This is a genomic window from Halorubrum sp. CGM5_25_10-8B, assembly GCF_005435095.1.
Classification (GTDB): Archaea; Halobacteriota; Halobacteria; order Halobacteriales; family Haloferacaceae; genus Halorubrum; species Halorubrum ezzemoulense.
In genome coordinates this window covers 55,128-74,804 of record NZ_SGTY01000003.1, presented here as the reverse complement: position 1 = coordinate 74,804, position 19,677 = coordinate 55,128, and the positions used below count along the sequence as shown (strand labels likewise).

The following is a 19,677-nucleotide window of genomic DNA, read 5'->3' as shown; positions in this document are numbered from 1 at the left end:
GCCGAGCGACGCCGCCGGAGCTATGAGACTCGGGAGCGTTATTCGTCCCGTGAGCGACCGGACGACCTGCTGGCTGCTCGGTGACCAGCTCAACCCCGACCTCGACGCCCTCGACGCGGCCGACGAGGTCCTCCTGATCGAAGCGCACGGGTTCGCCGACCGGAAGCCGTACCACGCCCACAAGCTGACGCTCGTGTTCTCGGCGATGCGGCACTTCCGCGACGACCTCCGCGATCGCGGCCACGACGTGACGTACGTTCAGGCGGAGTCGTTCGGCGAGGGGCTCGACGAGTTCTTCGCTGGTCGGGCGGCCGAGGCGAACGACGGCGAGGACGACGACGGGCCGCGCCTGCGGCTCATGCGCCCCGCGAGCCACGGCGCCGGCGAGCGGCTCCGCGGGCTGGTCGCCGAGCGCGGCGGCACCCTCGAACTCGTCGACAACGAGCTGTTCTGGACGACGCCGGCGGACTGGCGCGAGTGGGCCGGCGACGAGGGGACCGAGATCGGCGCCGACGGGGCCGCGGAGCGCACCTACCGGCAGGAGCACTGGTACCGGCACGTCCGTCGCGAGACGGGCGTGCTGATGGACGACGGCGAGCCGGTCGGCGGGGAGTGGAACTACGACGACCTGAATCAGGAGACGCCGCCGGAGGACTGGGAACCGCCGGGGCGGCCGACGTTCGAGCCGGACGAGCTGACCCGCGAGACCCACGCGTGGGTGTGCGACCGGTTCGACACGTGGGGGAACGACGCGCTCGACGGGTTCGCGTGGCCGGTCACGCGGGCAGAGGCCCGCGAGGCGCTCGACCGGTTCGTCCGCGACGGGCTGCCCGCGTTCGGACGGTACGAGGACGCGATGGTCGGCGGCGAGCCGTTCCTCTCGCACTCGCTGCTGTCGCCGGCGATCAACCTCGGGCTGCTCGACCCGCGCGAGCCGGTGCGGGCGGTCGAGCGCGCCTACGAGGAGCGGGGGGTCGAGCCCGGCGCGTACGACCCAGACGACCACGGCGACGCGGGCGGGACGGCGACCTCGCTCGACGAGTTCGGCGGGGACGCGGCGGACGGCGAGGACGGAGCGACCGGGGGCAGAGCGGCCGGGGGCAACGAGCCCGCCCCCGTCCCGCTCAACGCCGTAGAAGGGTTCGTGAGGCAGGTGATCGGCTGGCGGGAGTTCATGCGCCACGTCTACCGCGAGGCGATGCCGGAGCTCGCGGAGGCGAATCAGTTGGAACAGGACCGGGAGCTTCCCCCCGCCTACTGGGACGGCGAGACGGACATGCGGTGTCTCTCGGAGGCGGTCGGGCACGTCCGCGAGTTCGGCTACGCCCACCACATCGAGCGGCTGATGGTGCTGTCGAACTTCGCGCTCGTGTACGGCGCCGACCCCGCCGACGTGAACGAGTGGTTCCACCTCGGCTTCGTCGACGCCTACCACTGGGTGACGACGCCGAACGTCGTCGCGATGGGGTCGTTCGGCACGGACGTGCTCTCCTCGAAGCCGTACGCCTCCTCGGGGAGCTACGTCAACCGGATGAGCGACCACTGCGCCGACTGCCCGTACGCCGTCTCGCGGACCACGGGCGACGGGGCCTGCCCGTTCAACGCGCTCTACTGGGACTTCCTGAAGGAGAACGAGGAGACGCTCCGCGGCACCGGGCGAATGGGGCTGATGTACTCGCACGTCGACAAGAAGGACGACGAGGAGTGGGCGGCGATCCGCGAGCGCGCCGACCGAGTGCGCGAACTCGCCGCGGACGGGGACCTGTGAGTTACTCGCCGCTCGCGAGGCGGCGCAGCCGCGGGAGCGCCTGCTCGTAGCCGAGACCGACGAGGCCGACGTACAGCGCGATCAGTCCCATGCCGACGGCCCACGCGCCGAGGACGAGATCGCCGCCGGAGACGGCGGAGAGCCCGAACTGTTCGAGCACGACGCCGACCGCGGCGGCCGCGCCGGCGCCGACGGCAGCGGCGAGGAGTTCGACGAGTTCGACCGCGACGGCAGGTACTTCGACCATACCCGGTGAGGGACGGTCGGCGATTATGACTCTTTCGGGACCACGGTGAACGCCGCGTCGAGCGGACGGCCGCTCGTCCGGAGTCGGTCGGACCGCCGCCGAGGGTTCACTTCAGCCCGAACGATCGCATGGCGGTGTCGACGAGCCCCTTCGCGATCAGCGCGAGACCGGCGAGCACGACCATCAGGGCGCCGGCGACGACCGGATCGCGGAGGGTCAGGATACCGATACCGACGAGGACGACGAGGACGCCGGCGATGCCTTCGAGTCCGAGCGTGTCACGCATGTCGTCGCCTCGGCGGTCCCCGGAGGTAAAAGGGCCGTTTCGGTCCCGGCGGAGAGCGGCCCTTTTATTTCCGCGAGCGCGTATCACCGCGTACGCATGAGCAACGGAGACGGCGGCGGTCGGAACGACCTCCGGATGCCCGACGACGACGAGGTGTTCGCGGAGGTCGTCGAGATGCTCGGCGCGAACCGCGTCAAGGTGCGCTGCGCGGACGGGAAACAGCGGACCGCGCGCATCCCCGGCCGGATGCAAAAGCGCGTGTGGATCCGCGAAGACGACATCGTCCTCGTCGAGCCGTGGGACTGGCAGGACGAGAAGGCCGACATCTCGTGGCGCTACGAGAAGAGCGAGGCCGAACAGCTCCGCGAGGAAGGCCACCTCCAATAGGTCGCTTCGCGCGTATCGACGGGAGACCTCGCCGACACCTCGACCGCTTATTCGTACGTATCAGACTGCGAATCGACGGTGAACGCCTCCGAGTCCCCGGCCGCGAGGCACGCGTCACCGGCCGTCGGAACGCGTCGCTGCCGTCGTTCCGCTCGCGCCGTTTTTAAGTCCGAACGGCCCCCAACACGGTTATGCTCCGGCTCGCGATGACCACCGACGCGGAGACGTTCGAGCGCGTGCGCGGGCCCCTCGCGGACCGCGGCATCGACGTCGGTCACGTCCGAGCGAAAGAGCGAGCGCTGCGCGTCTCGGGCGGCGCGGCGGCGCGAGACGGCGCGGGCGACCCCGACGAGTTCGCCGACTTCGACGTCGGCCTCGTCTACCCCACCCGGCTCATGGAGGGCGCGGTCGTCGACGAGCGGCTGGGCGTGCCGTGGGTGAACGGCCGCGACGCGGTCGTGACCTCGCGCAACAAGGCCGGCGTGCTGGCGACGCTCTCCACCGCCGGCCTCCCGACGCCGAAGACGACGCTCGTGTCGAACCCCGTCGACGAGTCGGTCGTCGTCGACGCCGCGAGCGAGTTCTCCTACCCGGTCGTCGTGAAGCCGAACTCCGCGACCCGCGGGGTGGGCGTCGCGACCGCGACCGACCTCGACTCGCTGCTGGGCGTCGTCGACTACCTGAACCTGATCCACGACTACCGCGCGACCGGCGACAAGTCGTTCCTGCTTCAGGAGTACCTTCCCGACGCGCGCGACTACCGCGCGATGGTCGTCGACGGCGCGTACGCCGGGGCGGTGGAACGCGAACTCGACGCCGACGCGCTCGCGGCCGGCCGGTGGAAACACAACGTCCACCGCGGTGCGACCGCTCGCGGCGTCGACCTCGATCCGCGAGCGCGCGACCTCGCGGAGCGCGCGGCCGCGGCGCTGGGGATCGACTACCTCGGCGTCGACCTGCTCGCGACCGACGACCGGCTCGTCGTCAACGAGACGAACGCGCGGCCGACGGTCGACGCCGCGACGAAGTACGAGGACGGCTTCTACGACCGGTTCGCGGCGCTCGTCCGGCGGACCGCCGAGGAGGAGTGAGGAGAGCGAGCGAGCCCCGGGAGGCGGGCCGGCTCAGACGAGGTCGATCGACGCGCTGTCCTCGTCGCGGTCGAACGAGACCTCGAGGACGCCGTTGTTGAACGTCGCGTCGGCGGAGTGCTCGTCGACGGGCGCGGGGAGGTCGACCGTCTCGTCGTACTCGCGCCGGTCGGAGACCGCGGAGATGGTGAGCGCGTCGCCGTCACAGCGGAGCGAGAGGTCCTCCTTCGAGACGGCGGGGAGGTCGGCGACGAGCCGCACCGACTCCTCGGTGGTGTACGCGTCGACGTGGGTGTCGGAGCCGAACCCGGCGTCGTCGGCCGACGGAGCGTCGCCGGTGGCCATCTCGTTCATCATCCGCTCGATCTCCTCGAAGAAGTCTCCGAACGGATCGTCGCGGTCGTCTCTGTCCATACCTTCCGTGAGGTCGGTGACCCCGATAAGCCTTCTGTCGGTCGCCGTATCGGCCGCTATCCGCCGCGGGAAAGCAGCGATCCGGCGGACGACGAGCGACCGCCGTCGCCGGCCCTCGGCCGCGAGACGCGACACCGGCCGTAACAAATTCCAACGATTATGACGGTCTCGCCGCGACTGGGCCGGATTTAAGTAGTTGCGGCTCGGCTTTTTCGAATATGAGTAAATCGAATCTGGCGGCCGGTGACGACGTGAGCGACGACGAGGTCGTGCGGGTGGGGCTCAACGGCTTCGGTCGCATCGGGCGCAACGTGTTCCGCGCGGTGTTAGAGAGCCCGCGGATCGAACTCGTCGGGATCAACGACGTGATGGACTTCGACGACATGGGGTATCTCGCGAAGTACGACACCGTCATGGGTCGTCTCGACGGCGTCGAACGCGACGGCGATGAGCTGACGGTCGGCGACACGGCCGTCCCGCTGTTCAACGTTCAGGACCCCGCCGACCTCCCGTGGGACGAGCTCGACGTCGACGTCGCCCTAGAGTGTACGGGCGTCTTCCGCACCCGCGACGACGCGAGCGCGCACCTCGACGGCGGCGCCGACACCGTGATCATCTCTGCGCCTCCGAAGGGCGACAAGCCGGTCAAACAGCTCGTCTACGGCGTCAACCACGACGAGTACGAGGGCGACGACGTGATCTCGAACGCCTCCTGTACGACGAACTCCATCACGCCGGTCGCGAAGGTGCTCGACGCGGAGTTCGGCATCGACGCCGGTACCCTCACCACCGTCCACGCCTACACGGGCTCGCAGAGCCTCATCGACGGCCCGATGAGCAAGCGTCGCCGCGGCCGCGCGGCTGCCGAGAACATCGTTCCCACCTCGACGGGCGCCGCGGGCGCGGCGCAGAAGGTCCTCCCGCAGCTGGAGGGGAAGATCGATGGCATGGCGATGCGCGTCCCGGTCCCGACCGGCTCCCTCACCGAGTTCGTCGTCAGCCTCGACGAGACCGTCACCGAGGAGGAGGTCAACGCCGCCTTCCGCGAAGCCGCCGACTCCGGTCCGCTCGCGGGCGTTCTCGGCTACACCGACGACGAGGTCGTCTCCTCCGACATCGTCGGCCTCCCGTTCTCCAGCTACGTCGACCTCCAGTCGACGAACGTCATCGCCGGCGGGAAGCTGCTGAAGATCCTCACCTGGTACGACAACGAGTACGGCTTCTCGAACCGGCTGCTCGACATGGCCGCGTACGTCCACGACGAGGCGTAGACGGCCGGTTCGTCTGGCGCGTCGGGACCGACGCGCTCGACACGCACCGCCCGTTCGACGGGACGGACCTTCGGACGGCAACGTTCCCCCGGAGCGCAACCGCTTAACGAGCTCATCGACGACTCCTCACCCATGCCCGCGTTCAACACCCTCGACGACCTCTCGGCAGACTCGCGCGTCCTCGTCCGACTGGACCTCAACTCGCCCATCGAGGACGGAACACCGCAGGACAACCGCCGCTTCGAGCGCCACGCGGAGACCGTCCGCGAGCTGGCCGAGGCGGGACACCGCGTCGTCCTGCTGGCTCATCAGGGCCGACCCGGTCGCGACGACTTCACGTCCCTCGGCGGCCACGCCGAGATCCTCGCCGACCGCGTCGGCCGCGACGTTGGGTTCGTGGCCGACACGTACGGCGACGAGGCGCTGGAGGCGATCGACGCGCTCGACGCGGGAGAGATCCTCCTGCTGGAGAACACGCGGATGTGCGACGACGAGCTTCCGGAGGCGTCGCCCGAAGAGAAGGCCGAGACGGAGTTCGTCCGGACGCTCGCGCCGCTGTTCGACGCGTACGTCAACGACGCCTACTCGGCGGCCCACCGGAAGCACGCCTCGCTCGTCGGCTTCCCGCTCGTCCTCCCCGCGTACGCGGGCCGCGTGATGGAGACGGAGTACGAGGCGAACACCGCGATCGCGACCCGCGAGTTCGACGGCCCGGTCACGATGGTCGTCGGGGGGACGAAGGCGACCGACGTGATCGGCGTAATGGACGCCCTCGACGACCGCGTCGACCGCTTCCTCCTCGGCGGCGTCGCCGGCGAGCTATTCCTCCGCGCCGCGGGTCACCCCGTCGGCCGCGACGTGGGCGAGATGGACCTCTTCGACGAGCAGTGGGAGCGGAACCGCGAGCTGATCGAGTCGGTCCTCGACGAGCGCGGCGACGCGATCCGCCTCGCGAGCGACCTTGCGTACGAGGGTCCCGACGGCGAGCGCGCTGAGGTCCCCGTCGACGACATCGGCGAGAAGGAGACGGGGTACCTCGACGTGGGGGCGACGACGGTCGCCGACTACGAGCCGGCGATCCGCGAGTCCGACGCGGTCTTCGTGAAGGGCGCGCTCGGCGTCTTCGAGGACGAGCGGTTCGCCGACGGCACCGTGGGCGTCCTCGACGCCATCGCGGAGACGGACTGCTTCTCGGTCGTCGGCGGGGGCGACACCTCGCGGGCCATCGAGATGTACGGGCTGAGCGAGGCGGACTTCTCGCACGTCTCCATCGCGGGCGGCGCGTACATCCGCGCGCTGACGGGCGAGCCGCTCCCGGCGGTGGAGACGCTGGAGGCGGCGGCGGAGCGGCGGAGAGACTGAGCCGGCAGCGGGCAGCGCGGGGACGGCTCGCGCCGGTACGAAGAGAGGTGTCGGCGGCGCGGAGAGGGCCCCGGCGGCGGCCGAACTACTCCTTGACGTCGAGGTCGAACTGCTCGTTCTCCGTGACCGCGTTGAGGACGACGCTCGTGTTCGACTCCCTGATGTCCGCGTCCGTGAGGATCGACTTGATCTGGTCGTTCATCCCGTCCGTGTCGGTAAACTTCCCGATGGCGATCACGTCGTAATCCCCGGTGACCTCGTAGACGCTCACCATCTGTTTCTCCTGCCGCAGCTTCTCGGTCACGTCCGGTAGCGCGCTCCCTTCGACCTTGAGCTGGAGCACGGCGGTCACGTCGTAGCCGAGCTTGTCGTAGTCGACGACGGGCGTGTACCCCCGAATGACGCCTTCCTCTTCGAGGTCGCGCAGGTGGTTCGAAACGGTCGTCACCGATACGTCGAGTTCGTCGCCCAAGCTCCGGAGACTCGCGCGGCCGTTGCTGAGCAGCGAGTTGATGAGCTTCGCGTCGAGGTTTTCGTACGTCATCACACCTAACCACGCTTTCGGGGGTTTAGAATTTTACGAACGTCCAGCAGTTTTGCCTGTCCGGCGGTTCATGCGCCAAGCGATAAGGCCTTTATACTGGCAGATAACGAATCAAACGTCCAGAACATGACGGACGAACACGCGAAACCGGACGGCGGCCTCACGGCCGAGGAACAGGCGGTACTCGACGAGATCGAGGAGCAGAACGTCGATTTCCTGCGGCTTCAGTTCACTGACATCCTCGGCGTCGTGAAGAACGTCTCCGTCCCCGCCCACCAGGCGGAGAAGGCGTTCACCGAAGGCATCTACTTCGACGGCTCCTCAATCGAGGGGTTCGTGCGCATCCAGGAGTCGGACATGCGGCTCGTCCCCGACCCCGACACGTTCGCGGTGCTCCCGTGGCGCAACGACGGCGACTCGGGCGCGGCGCGGCTCATCTGTGACATCGTCGACACCGACGGCGAGCCGTTCGTCGGCGGGCCGCGGCAGGTCCTGAAGTCGGTCCTCGCCGAGGCCGAGGAGATGGGCTACTCCGTCTCGATCGGGCCGGAGCCGGAGTTCTTCCTGTTCGAGAAGGATGACGACGGCAACGCGACGACCATCCCGCACGACAACGGCGGCTACTTCGATCTCGCCCCGAAGGACCTCGCGTCCGACGTGCGCAAGGAGATCATCTTCACCTTAGAGGAGATGGGCTTCGAGATCGAGGCCTCCCACCACGAGGTCGCGGAGGGCCAACACGAGATCAACTTCAAGTACGCCGACGCGCTCACGACCGCGGACAACATCGCGACGTTCCGCGCCGTCGTTCGCGCGGTCGCCGAGCAGCACGACCTCCACGCGACGTTCATGCCCAAGCCCATCGCCGACATCAACGGCTCGGGCATGCACAGCCACATCTCGCTGTTCGACGAGGACGGCAACGCCTTCGCCGACGACTCCGACGAGTTCAACCTGAGCGAGACGGCCTACCAGTTCATGGGCGGCATCCTGAACCACGCCCCCGCGTTCACGGCGGTCACGAACCCGACCGTGAACTCCTACAAGCGGCTGGTGCCCGGCTACGAGGCCCCGATCTACGTCGCGTGGTCCGACACGAACCGCTCGGCGCTCGTCCGCGTCCCGGACGCCGCGGGCGTCTCCGCGCGCTTCGAGGTCCGCAGCCCCGACCCGTCCTGTAACCCCTACCTCGGCATGGCGTCGCTCATCGCCGCCGGCCTCGACGGGATCAAGACCGGCGCCGACCCGGGCGACCCGGTCCGCGAGGACATCTACGAGTTCGACGACGCGAAGCGCGAGGAGTACGGCATCGAGACGCTGCCCCCGAACCTCGGCGCCGCGGTCGAGGAGCTGGAGACCGACGAGGTGCTCCAGGAGGCGCTCGGCCCGCACACCTCCGAGAAGTTCGCCGAGGCGAAGTCTCAGGAGTTCAGCGAGTACCTCACCCAGGTGTCGCAGTGGGAGGAGGACCGCTACCTGGAGACGTTCTGAGCCCGGTCCGAGTCGAGTAGCCCCTGACCGCGATCCGCGACGGGACTTTTTCCGACGCCGCGTCACTCGGCGAGCGACCGCTCGATCCGCCCGGACAGCGCCGGGAGCGCGACGACGGCGACCACGGCGGCGGTCGTCGCGACCAGCGTCACCGGTAGCGTCCCCGCGAGGGCGTACGCGCCGACCCAGAGGCCGCCGGTGACCGCGAGCGCGGGGACGGCGACGCGGGGCGGGACCGACGGCTCCTCGCCGTCGACGAACCGCCAGCCGATCGCGCCCCCGGCACCGGTGGCGATCCCGATCCCCGCCTCGACGACTTCCCCCGTGTGCCCGCCGGCGACGGCGACGGCCAGCGCGCCCGCGGAGACGACTGCCGCGAGGGCGAACGCCGGTGCGGGGTTCAGATCGGCGGTCGGTCCGGCCGCCGCGTCCGTGCCGGGCGAGCCGCGGACCCGCGGGTCGCCGGCGAGCCGCAGGGCAACGGCGACGGTCCCCGCGCCGACGAGCAGGCCGGCGAGCACGTCGACGAGGTAGTGGACTTCGATGACGACCCGCGAGGCCGCGACGGCGACGGCGACCGCCCCGGCCGCGAGGTAGCGAGCGCGGTCGGTCCAGAGCCGGTCGTACAGCAGTGCGAGCGCGAGGTACGCCGCCGCGCCGCCGGTGGCGTGCCCGCTCGGGAAGCCGAACCCGTCCGAGAGCACCTGCGCCTCGTACCAGCCCGACAGGAGCGCGGGGAGCCACGTCGGCACGTCCGCCGGGGGCATCGCGCCGGGCGGGCGGGGGGCCGCGAACCACGCCTTGCCGAGCGCCGTCGCGGCGTACGCGCAGGTGACGGCCGCGATGGCCGTGGCGCCGGCGCGGCGCGGCGAGCCCGCGACCCCCTCGCTCGCGAACCAGTAGCCGACGGCGAGCATGGCGAAGAGCAGCCACGGGTCCGCGAGGTGGGTGACTGCCGCGAAGACCACGACAACGGCCTCCGGGAGGGCGTCGACGACGGCGAACTCGCCGATCCCACGCTCGGCGGCGACGAGTCCCGTCACGCGTCCGTCGTCCGGTCAGTCATCGCCGCGGCGGCGGGCGTAGTCGAGCGCCTTCCCCGGCGTTTCGATCAGGTTGAGGCCGATACCGACGACGACGAAGATCGTGTACAGGCCGAGCGTCGAGAGTCCGAGGACGACGATGGCGCCGACCGCGTAGATCCCGTCGAGGGAGGTCAACGCGGCGAGCGTCAGCACGGTCCCGTACAGCAGCACGAGGTACGGGCCCCAGCCGCGGGCGTGGCCGCGGCGCATCCGCGAGCGGACGTACCGCTTCAGCTCCGACTCGACCTCCGGTTTGTCGACCGTCCGGCGTTCCACGTCGTCCTCGAACTCGTCGAGCTGCGACCGCAGCTCCCGGACCTCCGCTTCGAGGGCGGCGACGTCCGGCGCGCCGCGCGGCCGTTCGCCGTCGTCCCCCTCGGGATCCGACTCGCCGTTCATACCCGTGGGTCGGTCGCGGTCCTGTTGTAACTGCCGGTCCGCGGCGTCGTCGGTGCCGTCGAACGCGGCGGCGGGACCGCCGGCCCCGGCCTCCCCGGAGTCGTCGCCGCCAGTCCCCCGCCCGGCGAGCACCACGTTGACCACGCCACCGAGGACGACGACGACGGCGGCGAGGTACAGCCACGTGACCAGCAGGAGGATGCCGCCGATGACGCCGTACACCTCGTACTGCGCGGCGCCCGCGGCGTACACCTGAAACCCGGCCTGAAGCAGCGTCCAGCAGACCGCCGCGAACGCCGCGCCCGGCAGCGCCTCGCGGACGGCGATCGCCGGCTGCGGCAGGAGGTAGTACATCGGGAGGAACACGACCGCGAGGAGAGCGGGCAGGGCGAGGACGCTCGCCGCCTCGATCAGGGGAAGCGCGTCCGCGGCCGCGACGAACGCGCCCACGGCGACCATCACGCCGAGGCCGACGCCGACGCCGACGACGACCGAGGCGGCGTCGGCGACCTGCTTGAGGAGGCCGGGCGCCTCCTCGCCGCCGTACAGCGAGACGAACGCCGTGTCGAGCCCGCGGAACACCTTCAGCGTCGACCAGATCAGCAGCCCGACCCCGAGCAGGCTCGCGCCGGTCCGCCCGCCGGCCGAGGAGACGGCCCCGACGACCGCCTCCTCGCCGGCCGGCGTGAGGAACTCGCCCGTGGACGCCACCAGCTCGGCGGCGATGGTCTCGCCGAAGACGGCGGTGGCGACGACGACCAGCAGCAGGAGCGCGGGGACGAGCGAGACGAACGCGTAGTAGGCGATGGCGGCCGCGAGGAACGTCACCTGCCTGTCGACCGCGAGGTCGGCGACGCGTCGAACCGTCCCGAACGCGGTGCGCGAGTGTCGAGACACGTCACGCGTTTCGACCGACCGCGACAAAAGCGGGAGGGTGCCGGGCGCGGCGCGGGCGGGCGCTCGTGGGGTGGAATTCGCGGCGGGAGCGAACGCGGCCGCGGCCCCGTCAGTCCGCGTCGTCGCCGAGGACCGCCTCGCGCATCTCGGGGATCGACGCCGTGCTCTTCACCGCCGTGCCACGGTAGTGCGCGCGGCTCGCCTCGTGGCCGGCCCCGCGGACGCGCTCGACGAACTCGTCCATCCCGATCGCGGGCTCACCCCACTCCTTGTACAGCCGGTGCTGGTCGTAGTGCGTGGGAGTGTCGAGTTCGCGAGCGACCGTCCCGAGCAGCTTGCGCGCACGCTTCGCCTCGCCCATGTCGTCCGTCACCTCGCGGCGGACGGCGCGCGCGAAGTCGGCGTCCGCGACCGGGCCGAGCCAGATCGGACCGGCCGTGAGGACGCGGTCGCTCCCGCACTCCGGGCAGGCATCGACCGGGTCGGCGACGTGCCCCGGCGTCGCCGAGCGCCAGAGGCAGTCCTCGCAGTGGTCGACGTACCCCACGCCGTCGAGGCAGTCGTCGGCCGCGCGGGCGCCCGACTCCAGTTCGAGGTAGGTCCGCGCGTAGTGACGGGAGACGTGCGAGAGGATCGGCGTCGCCGCCTTGTCGTAGCGCGCGGCAGTCCGCACCAAGGCGGATATCAGCGTTCGGAGCCCCATCTCGGGGTGATAGTCGGTGTTGCGCGGGACCGCGCCGTACTTCCGGATCCCGCTGTTGAGGTGGGCGCCGCACAGCGGCGCGGTGTCGGTGGCGGTGACGCAGACCAGGTTGCGCCCGTTCGCGAACGCGGCGTCCGCGAAGGGGATCGGTGTGCCGTACGGGTCCAGATCGACGACGTCGAACGGCCCCTCGTCGTACAGGAGGGCGTTGACGTCGCGGTGGACCGCCTCGCCGTCGAGGCCGTTGGCGTCGAGGTTCGTGGCGGCGAGCTCGACCGCGTCCGCGTCGACGTCGGCGCAGGTGACCCGATACCCCTCCGCGGCGGCGCGGACCCCCCTGACCCCGGAGGCGGCCATCGCGTCGAGGTACGAGGCGACGCGCGGTTCGCGGTCGCGGTAGGCGCGCAGCGTCGCGACCGTCACGTCGCGGTTCAGCTCCTGCGTCGGGTTGAAGAAGACGCCGCCGCCGGTGCCCTTGCTGGCGCCGTCGCGAGCCTCCGGGACGGAGACGGTGAGTCCGCCCTCTTCGATGTCCATACGCTCGATTCGACCATCCGGCCTAAAAGGGTCGCGCTCCGGGTCCGGGGGTGCGCTCCGGATCTCCGGGCGCGGGGCGCGGACGCCCAACGAGGGAGGCTTTTACGCCGCGGGCTCGCAAGGTAAGCGTATGAACGGATATCCCACGCGGCGGGCGAGCGCGGTCGACGAGGAGACGGAGGGCCGGGAATGGTAAGCCCGGCGCGGGTAGACGCGGCGACCGACATCGCGTACGGCGCGCTGATCGTCCTGTCGATCGTGTTGATCGCGACGACGCAGGTGAACAACGTCGCGATCGCGTTCGGGATCGGGGTGTTCGCGTCGTACGTGATCCACGTCGTGTGGAAGATGGCCCGCTTCGATCCGGACTGGATGACGCGCGAGGTCGCCGACCAGGTCGGGAAACAGGTCGAAGAGAGCGTCGGCGAGACCGTCGACAAGGAGGTCGAGAAGACCGTCGGTGAGACGGTCAACAAGGAGGTCGAGAAGACCGTCGGCGAAACGGTGAGCAAGGAGGTCGAGAAGACCGTCGAGGAGACGGTCGGCGAGAAGGTGGAGGAGACCGTGAGCAAGGAGGTCGAGAAGAGCGTCGGCGAGACCGTCAACAAGGAGGTCGGCGAGGTCGCCGACGACGTCAGCGACACGGTCAGCGAGGAGGTCTCGGGCAAGGTCGAAGAGACCGTGGGCGAGACGGTAGAGAAGACCGTCGAGGAGACCGTCGGCGAGAAAGTCGAAGAGACGGTAGAGAAGACCGTCGAGGAGACCGTCGGCGAGAAAGTCGAAGAGACGGTGGAGAAAACCGTCGAAGAAACCGTCGGCGAGAAGGTCGAAGAGACGGTGGAGAAAACCGTCGAAGAAAAGGTCGAAGAAGCCGCCGAGGAGATGAGCGACGACGAAGAGGACGCGGCGGACGAAGCCGCTGCGAGCGATCGGTCCGACGCCGTATAGCCGGGGCGACCGCGGCCGACGGTCTCGGTGGGATCGAGCCGAGCGGTGCGTCTCCGAGCGAAAGGCGACCAGCCGGAACAACCCGATCTGGTCACGCCTCGGAAGTCGCGGGCGATAGCGGCCGAACCCGACCGGTCGCTCCCCTAACGCCGAGTTCTCGATCCGTTGTCGACGCGAAGCGTCAGGAACCGACTCGGCGCGATACTGTGTCGTTTGAATTTACACCGACGGAATCGACAGCTGGCGATGTACCGGAGGTACCCGTACGTCGTCGTGGCTCGGTGAACGTTGAGCCGGCCGTTGTATCCGCATCCGCGCGGGGGGCGTCCGCTTCCGTCTGTTCGACCGGTGTTTCGATAGATTCCGGTTAATCGTCGGCGATCGCCTCGGTCTCGTCGAGTTGCTCGAAGAAGCCGTCCGAGTCGGTCACTTCGACTCCCCCCGGTAGGAGACTGCTGAGTACGACGCAGTCGCTCAGGGTCGAAGAAGAACGGAAAGGAGTGGATGTTCGCTACTCGTTGCCGAACATCTGGCGCATCATCGGGTGCATCTCCATGAGCTGCTCTTCGGCGATCTCCTCGTACAGCTTGTACGTGATAGAGACCGCAAGCAGTAGCCCGGTGCCGGAGACCTGCCCGATGGTGCCGAGCAGGTTCGCCATCACGGCGAGCAGCCCGACGAGGGCGCCGCCGATGACGGTCACCTGCGGGATGTACCGCTCCATGACCTTCTCGACGACCTGCGGGTTCCGGCGGAACCCGGGGATCTGCATCCCGGAGTTCTGGATCTGTTTCGCGGTCGCCTCCGGCCCCATGCCGGTAGTCTCGACCCAGAAGATCGCGAAGATAGCGCCGCCGACGATCATGAACGCGAGGTCGATCGCGAGCCGGATCGCGATCATCCACGGCTCGACGGACGCCGGTATCTCACCGAGGAACCACATCCACTGCCCCCGGCTCTGAATCGGGTTCAGGTAGTAGAACAGCCCGCCGATAGGCTGCCCCTGCTCGCTGTAGGTCCCGAGTATCGCCGGCATCCCCGCCCACTGCGAGGAGAGGATCTGGCCGAGGAACTGGATGTTCGCCTGCAGCGCGCGAACGAGGATCATCGGGAGGACGGACGCGTAGATGAGCTTCACCGGGAAGCGTCCACGGGCGCCCTTCACGCGGGCGTGCGACAGCGGGATCTCGACGCGGACCGACTCCGCGTACACGACGATCCCGAAGATGAACACCGTGGTGAAAAGCGCCAGAATGTTCCCCGGATCGAAGAGGAGATTCTGGAGCCCCTCCGCCGTGAACGGCGACATCGATACCGGCACGTCGCCGAAGATGACGCCGTACCAGCTCGCGAAGAAGCCGGAGGCGCCGAGTGCGGAGAAGCTGAAGAAGCCGCCGACGATCTGCTGGCTCACCGACGCGATGATGAACAGCCCGACGCCGGAGCCGACGCCCCACTTGCTCACGATCTCGTCCATGAACAGGATGAGGATGCCGCCGACGAAGATCTGCGCGAAGATCAGCACCTGAACGCCGAACGTCCCGATGCCGAGCGCGCTCGCGACCGCGTCGTCCGCGGGGAGGAACCCCCCGGTGAACACCATCGGCGCCGCCGTGAGGGCGGAGACGATGATCACCAGCAGCTTCTGGAGGCCCTGATAGAGGACCTGGTCGCGCGGGTCGTTCTCGGTGTCGAGCCCGAGGAGGTTCGCACCGCCCAACAGCTGGAGGACGATGGACGCCGTGACGATCGGTCCGATACCGACCTGTAGCAGCGACCCGGACGACCCGGCGAGCACCGACCGGAACTGCCCGAAGAAGTCCGACCCCTGCCCGACCGCCAACCCGAACGGGTTGATGTTGGTCAGGAAGAAGTAGACGATCAGGATTCCGGCCGTCCACGTAAGCTTCCGTCTGAACGGGACGTGTCCCGCGGGCCGCTCCACGACGGGCATCCGCGAGAGCACCGGTTCGGCGGCCTCCTTCCAGCTCATGTTACGCCTCGTCGTTCTCGTCGTCGGAAGTGTTTTCCGGTTCGTCAGCGGGCTCTTCGGCGCGCTCGGAGAGCGTCGCCTCGCCGCCCGCCTCCTCGATGAGCTCGACCGCACCGGCGGTGAACGCGTCGGCCGTGACGCGGAGTTCGCGGCGGACCTGCCCGCCGCCGAGCACCTTCACCACGTCAGCCTCGTGGCCGTCCTCAACGACGTCGCGCGCGTCGAAGACGTACGCGTCGCCGTCCTCCTCGGCGAGACCGTCCGCGGCGTACAGCGCCGCGTCCTCGTCGAGCTTCTGGATCTTCACTTCGAGGACCTCCGTCTGAGCGTCCTCGGGGCGCTTGAACCCGTGCTTGCCGAGCGGACCGTAGTTGTGGTACTCGTGTTTCGCGCGACCGGCCGCGCCGCGACCGCCGCGATGCCCGGCGCCGCGCCGGTTCTTGTGCGTGCCGCCGCCGTGCGTCCGAGAGCCGCGCTGTCGTCGTTTCTTGCTCGTCATCGCATCGCCTCCAGGAGACTGTCGATCTCCTCGGTGGTGTGTTTCCCGAGTTCGCCGCCCTCGATCACGGGGTGTTTGATGCCCTCGTGACCGCCGCGGGGGGCGTGGAGCCGCAGCGTCGGCGAGAGACCCTGCTCGCGCAGCGTGGTCTCCTCGTCGACGAGCGCCTCGGCCAGCGCCTCCAGGTCGGCGTAGTCGGTGTTGTCGTCGATCCACTCGTCGTCGACGTCGGCCGAGCCTTCGAGCGGCTCGCCGCGCCGCGCGATCGTTCGCGCGACGGCCTCGACGCTCGGTTCCCCGAACGCGACGACATCGTTGACCTTCGCGATCATGCCGCTGTACGAGTCCGTCTCGGGGACGAGCGTCGCATGGTTGACGCGCCCGACGTTCAGCATGTCGAGCGTGTCCTCGACGCCGGACCCGAGATTAACCTCGCCGCGGAGCTGAACGATCGCCTGCATCACTCGCTCACCTCGTCGTAGTGGACTTCGCGCGCGTGCTGGGGCGTACGGGACTGCGCCGCGTTCTCCAGCGCGTTGAACGTCGCCTTCGCGAGGTTCACCGTCGTGCGCGTGTTGCCGTCGGAGTTCGTCCAGGCGTCCTCGACGCCGGCGAGCTCTAGGATGTTGCGGACCGTCTCCGCGGCCGCGAGGCCCAGCCCCTGCGGGGCGGGCTTGATCTCGACGGTGACGGAGCCGGCCTTCCCCTTCGCCGTGCGGGTCAGGGAGTTGGTGCCGCCGGGCTGGTCCTCCCAGGACCCGGACCCGCGGTCCACCGAGATGATGTTCAGCTTCGCGACGTCGATCGCCTTCTGGATCGCGCCGCCGACCTGGTCGTCGCGGGCCTGCGCGTAGCCGAGGTAGCCGTCGCGGTTGCCCACGGCGACCACGCAACGGAACTTCACGCGGCGGCCGGAGTCGGTCATGCGCTGGACCATGTTGATGTCCAGCACCTCGTCTTCGAGCCCCGGGAGGAGCTGGTCGACGATCTCGGCCTCCTTCAGCGGGAGCCCGGACTGGAGCGCCTGTTCCATCGACGTGATGTCGCCGTCCTGTACCTTGCGGCCGAGTCGCGTCCGCGGTTCCCAGCCGTCGTTGTGTCTACTCATGGTCCTCCTGGATTGTCGCGAGCACGTCGTCGAAGTGCTCGGGTAGCTCGCTGGCGTCGAACGCGCCGCTGTACAGCGGCTCGTCGAGCTGCTCGGCGTAGTCGGCGATGTGTTCGCCGCGCGTGCGCGACCAGTCGGCCAGCACGTCGTCGTTGTGCGGGATCTCGAGGCCCGCGTCAATCGCTCCTTCCTGTACCGCGAACGTCTTGTTGCCGGGCGTCGCCGTGTTGAGCCCGATGTCGAGGACGGCCTCGTCGAGGCCGGCGTCGACGGCGCGAGCGCCCGCGAGGTACCCGGTGAGGTACGCGCTGGGGAGGTTGCCCGTGGGGGCGTCCCAGCCGTACTCGCCGAGCTCCTCGCTGGAGGCGGCCGCGTGGGTCTCGTCGCCGTCGGATCCGGGGGTCACCAGCTGCGCCCTGACGTGAGCGTTGCTCACCCGAGCGACCAGGCGAGGCTTGCCCGATTTCAGCAGGCGCAACCTCTGATGGTAATCCGTCCGGACCTCGCGGCGGCGCCGCATCGGCACCTTGTATCGTGGTCCTGTCGCCATTAGTCCGTCACCTCGTAACCGTACTGCGTCTCGATGAACGCCTCGAGACGGGCGACGTCCTCGAAGTCTCCCCCGCTCGCTTTGTTGTACAGCGTGCGGTACTCGGAGGCGTCGAGCACGTCTTCGTCGTCGCGAAGCTCCTTCAGGCGGGCCCGCTGTGCGCGGATGCGCGCCTTCCAGTCGTCTTTCGTGTCCTGTCGCGCGCCGGAGCGACCCTTGCGGGAGCCGGCGCCCGACTGATGCCCGTACGAGCGCTTGTCGGCGCGCTCGCGGGCGCGACCGCGCGAGTTCGTCTTCGCGTCCTTCGCGCGGATCGTTCCCTGTTCGATGAGCTCGCGGACGTCCTCGCGGGTGATGGCGTCCTCGATCTCTTCCTGTGCCTCGGGGTCGAGCCAGACGCGGCCCTTGCCGACGTCGAGCTCGTCCGCTGCGAGCCGTTTCTGCGCCTTCAGATCACTCATCGTCGACCTCCACTTCGACGTAGGTCGGGTTCAGCACGCGAATGCCGCGCTCCTCCGCCTCGTCTTCGATCAGTTCGCGCTTTCGACCGCCGACCTTCGAGGCGATCCGCACCGCCTGCGTGTCGCCGTCGACGCCCTCAAGATCGTCCGTGTTGTGAACGCGGACCTCCTCGAAGCCGCTCGGGTGCAGGTCGCGCGACGCCGTCGGCGAGCGGAAGCCGGCCTCGACGACCGGCCCCTTCGACTTCATGCGACGGCGCTGCTTGGAGAGCCCGCCGCGCGGCTTGCGCCACGACGTCGGGATCCGCTTTTTCTTGTGGTAGTCCTGCCGGTTGAACTGCGGTTTCCCCTCGCGGTGCTTCTGTGCGAGCGCGCGAGCGGTCTCGTCGTCCAGTTCCGGCGTCTTGTCGGCGTGACCGCGGGGCCGAAGCTCCGTCTCGACCGTCTCGGACTCCTCGGCCTCGTCGACCGGCTCCTCCTCGTCGGTCTCGTCTTCGATCTCCGCGTCCGCCTCCTCGTCGACCTCCAGCCCGCCGACGTCGGCCTTGACACGCGCTGCGAGCGCGTTGCCGACGCCGTCGACCTCGGAGAGCTCCGACTGGGAGGCGGCCTTCACGTCCTCGACCGTCTCGTAGCCGGCCTCGCGAAGCGCGTCCGCCTTCGAGGGACCGACACCGCTGATGTCTTCCAGTTCGTCTGCCATCGGTTAGGCACCTCCGGTGGGTTTCTCGACGATGTACACGCCGTCCTGGAAGACGCGCGTGTCCTTGTCGGTCACCTTCGTCAGCTGTTCGATGTCGGCGGCGGTCTGGCCGACGGCCTCCTTGTCGGAGCCCGAGAGCGTGACCGTCTCGCCGTCGATCTGTACGTCCGTGTCTCCGCGGATGGGGGTGCGCCGCGCGGCGCTCTCTCCGAGGAAGTTCTCGATGACGACCTCGTCGCCCTCCACGTTCACCTGCATCGGGAAGTGGGCGTAGTACACTTCCATGGCGTACTCCCAGCCCTCGGTGACGCCGTGGATCATGTTGGCGACGTGGCTCTCGAAGGTGCCGACGGTGGCGTTGGTCTTCGCGTCCTCGTTCTCGGTCGCGATGACCACCGCGCCGTCCTCGATCGTCACGTCGACGTCGGGGTACCAGAGGCGTCGCGTGACGCTCCCGTTGGGTCCTTCGACGGTGAGTTCGAGGTGGTCGGTCTCGGCGGAGACGTCGTCCGGAATCTCGATTTCGACTCTGTTCATTGTTAGTAGACGTATGCGATCACTTGGCCGCCGATGCCCTCCTCGCGGGCCTCGTAGTGGCTCATGACGCCGTGGCTCGTCGTGACGATGAGCGTCCCGTAGTCACGGGCGGGGAGGTACCGCTTCTCCCACTTCTCGAACTCGTCCGCACCCGCGGAGTAGCGGGGCTTGACGGCGCCACACTCGTTGATCGCGCCTTTCAGTTCGACCTCGAACTTCCCGGCTTTCCCGTCGTCGACGTACTCGAAGCCGTCGACGTACCCGCGGTCGTAGAGGACCTCGAGGACGGAGCCGATGATGTTCGAAGCGGGCTCTACCGTGTACGACAGGTGGCCAACGCTCTCGGCGTTGTCCATGCCGGCGAGCGCGTTGGTGAATGGATCGTTTCCCGTCATG

The 19,677-nt window shown here is 69.1% G+C and carries 23 protein-coding genes; 7 read left to right on the top strand and 16 right to left on the bottom strand.

Annotated features, from left to right (window positions below; translation table 11 throughout):
• Nucleotides 1-49 precede the first annotated feature (49 nt).
• The gene (locus EXE51_RS03500) at nt 50-1,768 is read left to right on the top strand and encodes a cryptochrome/photolyase family protein (protein ID WP_089308353.1); all 1,719 of its coding nucleotides are present in this window, start codon (nt 50-52) and stop codon (nt 1,766-1,768) included.
• A gap of 1 nt (nt 1,769) precedes the next feature.
• Here EXE51_RS03500 and EXE51_RS03495 read toward each other — a convergent pair whose 3' ends face one another.
• Together EXE51_RS03495 and EXE51_RS03490 are read right to left on the bottom strand one after the other, a co-directional pair.
• On the bottom strand, nt 1,770-2,015 hold the full coding sequence (locus tag EXE51_RS03495; RefSeq protein ID WP_089308354.1) for a hypothetical protein: 246 nt from the start codon (nt 2,013-2,015) through the stop codon (nt 1,770-1,772).
• Between the two features lie 106 nt (nt 2,016-2,121).
• A complete protein-coding gene (locus EXE51_RS03490; protein WP_049930222.1) occupies nt 2,122-2,301 on the bottom strand; it encodes a hypothetical protein in 180 nt (59 codons plus the stop codon).
• 96 nt (nt 2,302-2,397) lie between these two features.
• Between EXE51_RS03490 and eif1A the strand changes: the two genes are divergently transcribed.
• Both eif1A and EXE51_RS03480 read left to right on the top strand, forming a co-directional pair.
• Nucleotides 2,398-2,688: a translation initiation factor eIF-1A gene (gene eif1A / locus EXE51_RS03485; RefSeq protein ID WP_004597376.1), complete on the top strand. Its 291-nt coding sequence runs from the start codon at nt 2,398-2,400 to the stop codon at nt 2,686-2,688.
• A gap of 191 nt (nt 2,689-2,879) precedes the next feature.
• Nucleotides 2,880-3,779, top strand: coding sequence for a RimK family alpha-L-glutamate ligase (locus EXE51_RS03480; protein ID WP_137692035.1), 900 nt, complete (start codon nt 2,880-2,882; stop codon nt 3,777-3,779).
• 33 nt (nt 3,780-3,812) lie between these two features.
• On the opposite strand, the gene EXE51_RS03475 is transcribed toward EXE51_RS03480, so the two are convergent.
• Nucleotides 3,813-4,193: an Hsp20/alpha crystallin family protein gene (locus tag EXE51_RS03475; protein WP_049930219.1), complete on the bottom strand. Its 381-nt coding sequence runs from the start codon at nt 4,191-4,193 to the stop codon at nt 3,813-3,815.
• A 218-nt stretch (nt 4,194-4,411) separates the two neighbouring features.
• On the opposite strand from EXE51_RS03475, the gene gap reads away from it, so the two are divergent.
• Complete coding sequence (gap, locus tag EXE51_RS03470; protein WP_049930217.1) at nt 4,412-5,464, top strand: type I glyceraldehyde-3-phosphate dehydrogenase; 1,053 nt, start codon at nt 4,412-4,414, stop codon at nt 5,462-5,464.
• A gap of 132 nt (nt 5,465-5,596) precedes the next feature.
• Nucleotides 5,597-6,826, top strand: coding sequence for a phosphoglycerate kinase (locus EXE51_RS03465; protein ID WP_089308355.1), 1,230 nt, complete (start codon nt 5,597-5,599; stop codon nt 6,824-6,826).
• Between the two features lie 85 nt (nt 6,827-6,911).
• Here the strand turns inward: EXE51_RS03465 and lrp are convergent, their stop codons facing one another.
• The gene (gene lrp, locus EXE51_RS03460) at nt 6,912-7,370 is read right to left on the bottom strand and encodes an HTH-type transcriptional regulator Lrp (protein ID WP_008441157.1); all 459 of its coding nucleotides are present in this window, start codon (nt 7,368-7,370) and stop codon (nt 6,912-6,914) included.
• 126 nt (nt 7,371-7,496) lie between these two features.
• Here lrp and glnA point away from each other — a divergent pair, with 126 nt between their 5' ends.
• Nucleotides 7,497-8,861, top strand: coding sequence for a type I glutamate--ammonia ligase (gene glnA, locus EXE51_RS03455; protein ID WP_086216099.1), 1,365 nt, complete (start codon nt 7,497-7,499; stop codon nt 8,859-8,861).
• A 62-nt stretch (nt 8,862-8,923) separates the two neighbouring features.
• Here the strand turns inward: glnA and EXE51_RS03450 are convergent, their stop codons facing one another.
• From EXE51_RS03450 to EXE51_RS03440, 3 genes are all read right to left on the bottom strand, one after another.
• Nucleotides 8,924-9,904: a phosphatase PAP2 family protein gene (locus tag EXE51_RS03450; protein ID WP_049930211.1), complete on the bottom strand. Its 981-nt coding sequence runs from the start codon at nt 9,902-9,904 to the stop codon at nt 8,924-8,926.
• 15 nt (nt 9,905-9,919) lie between these two features.
• Complete coding sequence (locus tag EXE51_RS03445; RefSeq protein ID WP_094521448.1) at nt 9,920-11,242, bottom strand: YihY/virulence factor BrkB family protein; 1,323 nt, start codon at nt 11,240-11,242, stop codon at nt 9,920-9,922.
• A gap of 109 nt (nt 11,243-11,351) precedes the next feature.
• Nucleotides 11,352-12,482: a tRNA (guanine(26)-N(2))-dimethyltransferase gene (locus EXE51_RS03440; RefSeq protein WP_086220159.1), complete on the bottom strand. Its 1,131-nt coding sequence runs from the start codon at nt 12,480-12,482 to the stop codon at nt 11,352-11,354.
• A gap of 189 nt (nt 12,483-12,671) precedes the next feature.
• On the opposite strand from EXE51_RS03440, the gene EXE51_RS03435 reads away from it, so the two are divergent.
• The gene (locus EXE51_RS03435; protein WP_049930207.1) at nt 12,672-13,430 is read left to right on the top strand and encodes a hypothetical protein; all 759 of its coding nucleotides are present in this window, start codon (nt 12,672-12,674) and stop codon (nt 13,428-13,430) included.
• A gap of 511 nt (nt 13,431-13,941) precedes the next feature.
• Here EXE51_RS03435 and secY read toward each other — a convergent pair.
• From secY to EXE51_RS03390, 9 genes are read right to left on the bottom strand one after another with little or no spacing between them, the layout of a single operon-like run.
• Nucleotides 13,942-15,423, bottom strand: coding sequence for a preprotein translocase subunit SecY (gene secY, locus EXE51_RS03430; RefSeq protein WP_049930205.1), 1,482 nt, complete (start codon nt 15,421-15,423; stop codon nt 13,942-13,944).
• A 1-nt stretch (nt 15,424) separates the two neighbouring features.
• The gene (locus tag EXE51_RS03425; RefSeq protein ID WP_086216135.1) at nt 15,425-15,922 is read right to left on the bottom strand and encodes an uL15m family ribosomal protein; all 498 of its coding nucleotides are present in this window, start codon (nt 15,920-15,922) and stop codon (nt 15,425-15,427) included.
• Complete coding sequence (locus EXE51_RS03420; protein WP_049930202.1) at nt 15,919-16,383, bottom strand: 50S ribosomal protein L30; 465 nt, start codon at nt 16,381-16,383, stop codon at nt 15,919-15,921. The genes EXE51_RS03425 and EXE51_RS03420 overlap by 4 nt, the downstream gene beginning before the upstream one ends.
• Entirely contained in the window at nt 16,383-17,030 is a 648-nt protein-coding gene (locus EXE51_RS03415; RefSeq protein ID WP_049930200.1) for a 30S ribosomal protein S5, read from the bottom strand. Before EXE51_RS03415 ends, EXE51_RS03420 begins: the two co-directional genes overlap by 1 nt.
• Entirely contained in the window at nt 17,023-17,580 is a 558-nt protein-coding gene (locus tag EXE51_RS03410; RefSeq protein WP_049930198.1) for a 50S ribosomal protein L18, read from the bottom strand. The genes EXE51_RS03415 and EXE51_RS03410 overlap by 8 nt, the downstream gene beginning before the upstream one ends.
• Complete coding sequence (locus EXE51_RS03405) at nt 17,580-18,041, bottom strand: 50S ribosomal protein L19e (protein ID WP_049930197.1); 462 nt, start codon at nt 18,039-18,041, stop codon at nt 17,580-17,582. Before EXE51_RS03405 ends, EXE51_RS03410 begins: the two co-directional genes overlap by 1 nt.
• Nucleotides 18,034-18,744, bottom strand: coding sequence for a 50S ribosomal protein L32e (locus EXE51_RS03400; RefSeq protein ID WP_049930196.1), 711 nt, complete (start codon nt 18,742-18,744; stop codon nt 18,034-18,036). Before EXE51_RS03400 ends, EXE51_RS03405 begins: the two co-directional genes overlap by 8 nt.
• Before the next feature lie 3 nt (nt 18,745-18,747).
• Nucleotides 18,748-19,281: a 50S ribosomal protein L6 gene (locus EXE51_RS03395; RefSeq protein ID WP_049930194.1), complete on the bottom strand. Its 534-nt coding sequence runs from the start codon at nt 19,279-19,281 to the stop codon at nt 18,748-18,750.
• A gap of 2 nt (nt 19,282-19,283) precedes the next feature.
• The gene (locus EXE51_RS03390; protein WP_004047215.1) at nt 19,284-19,676 is read right to left on the bottom strand and encodes a 30S ribosomal protein S8; all 393 of its coding nucleotides are present in this window, start codon (nt 19,674-19,676) and stop codon (nt 19,284-19,286) included.
• Between the last annotated feature and the right edge of the window lies 1 nt (nt 19,677).

Coding starts and splice junctions, on each gene's coding strand:
- lrp (WP_008441157.1), bottom strand. CDS start 7,370: ATGACGTACGAAAACCTCGACGCGAAGCTCATCAACTCGCTGCTCAGC.
- EXE51_RS03415 (WP_049930200.1), bottom strand. CDS start 17,030: ATGAGTAGACACAACGACGGCTGGGAACCGCGGACGCGACTCGGCCGC.
- EXE51_RS03490 (WP_049930222.1), bottom strand. CDS start 2,301: ATGCGTGACACGCTCGGACTCGAAGGCATCGCCGGCGTCCTCGTCGTC.
- eif1A (WP_004597376.1), top strand. CDS start 2,398: ATGAGCAACGGAGACGGCGGCGGTCGGAACGACCTCCGGATGCCCGAC.
- EXE51_RS03420 (WP_049930202.1), bottom strand. CDS start 16,383: ATGCAGGCGATCGTTCAGCTCCGCGGCGAGGTTAATCTCGGGTCCGGC.
- EXE51_RS03405 (WP_049930197.1), bottom strand. CDS start 18,041: ATGAGTGATCTGAAGGCGCAGAAACGGCTCGCAGCGGACGAGCTCGAC.
- EXE51_RS03425 (WP_086216135.1), bottom strand. CDS start 15,922: ATGACGAGCAAGAAACGACGACAGCGCGGCTCTCGGACGCACGGCGGC.
- EXE51_RS03440 (WP_086220159.1), bottom strand. CDS start 12,482: ATGGACATCGAAGAGGGCGGACTCACCGTCTCCGTCCCGGAGGCTCGC.
- secY (WP_049930205.1), bottom strand. CDS start 15,423: ATGAGCTGGAAGGAGGCCGCCGAACCGGTGCTCTCGCGGATGCCCGTC.
- EXE51_RS03435 (WP_049930207.1), top strand. CDS start 12,672: ATGGTAAGCCCGGCGCGGGTAGACGCGGCGACCGACATCGCGTACGGC.
- EXE51_RS03400 (WP_049930196.1), bottom strand. CDS start 18,744: ATGGCAGACGAACTGGAAGACATCAGCGGTGTCGGTCCCTCGAAGGCG.
- EXE51_RS03395 (WP_049930194.1), bottom strand. CDS start 19,281: ATGAACAGAGTCGAAATCGAGATTCCGGACGACGTCTCCGCCGAGACC.
- EXE51_RS03465 (WP_089308355.1), top strand. CDS start 5,597: ATGCCCGCGTTCAACACCCTCGACGACCTCTCGGCAGACTCGCGCGTC.
- EXE51_RS03495 (WP_089308354.1), bottom strand. CDS start 2,015: ATGGTCGAAGTACCTGCCGTCGCGGTCGAACTCGTCGAACTCCTCGCC.
- EXE51_RS03410 (WP_049930198.1), bottom strand. CDS start 17,580: ATGGCGACAGGACCACGATACAAGGTGCCGATGCGGCGCCGCCGCGAG.
- EXE51_RS03480 (WP_137692035.1), top strand. CDS start 2,880: ATGCTCCGGCTCGCGATGACCACCGACGCGGAGACGTTCGAGCGCGTG.
- glnA (WP_086216099.1), top strand. CDS start 7,497: ATGACGGACGAACACGCGAAACCGGACGGCGGCCTCACGGCCGAGGAA.
- gap (WP_049930217.1), top strand. CDS start 4,412: ATGAGTAAATCGAATCTGGCGGCCGGTGACGACGTGAGCGACGACGAG.
- EXE51_RS03475 (WP_049930219.1), bottom strand. CDS start 4,193: ATGGACAGAGACGACCGCGACGATCCGTTCGGAGACTTCTTCGAGGAG.
- EXE51_RS03390 (WP_004047215.1), bottom strand. CDS start 19,676: ATGACGGGAAACGATCCATTCACCAACGCGCTCGCCGGCATGGACAAC.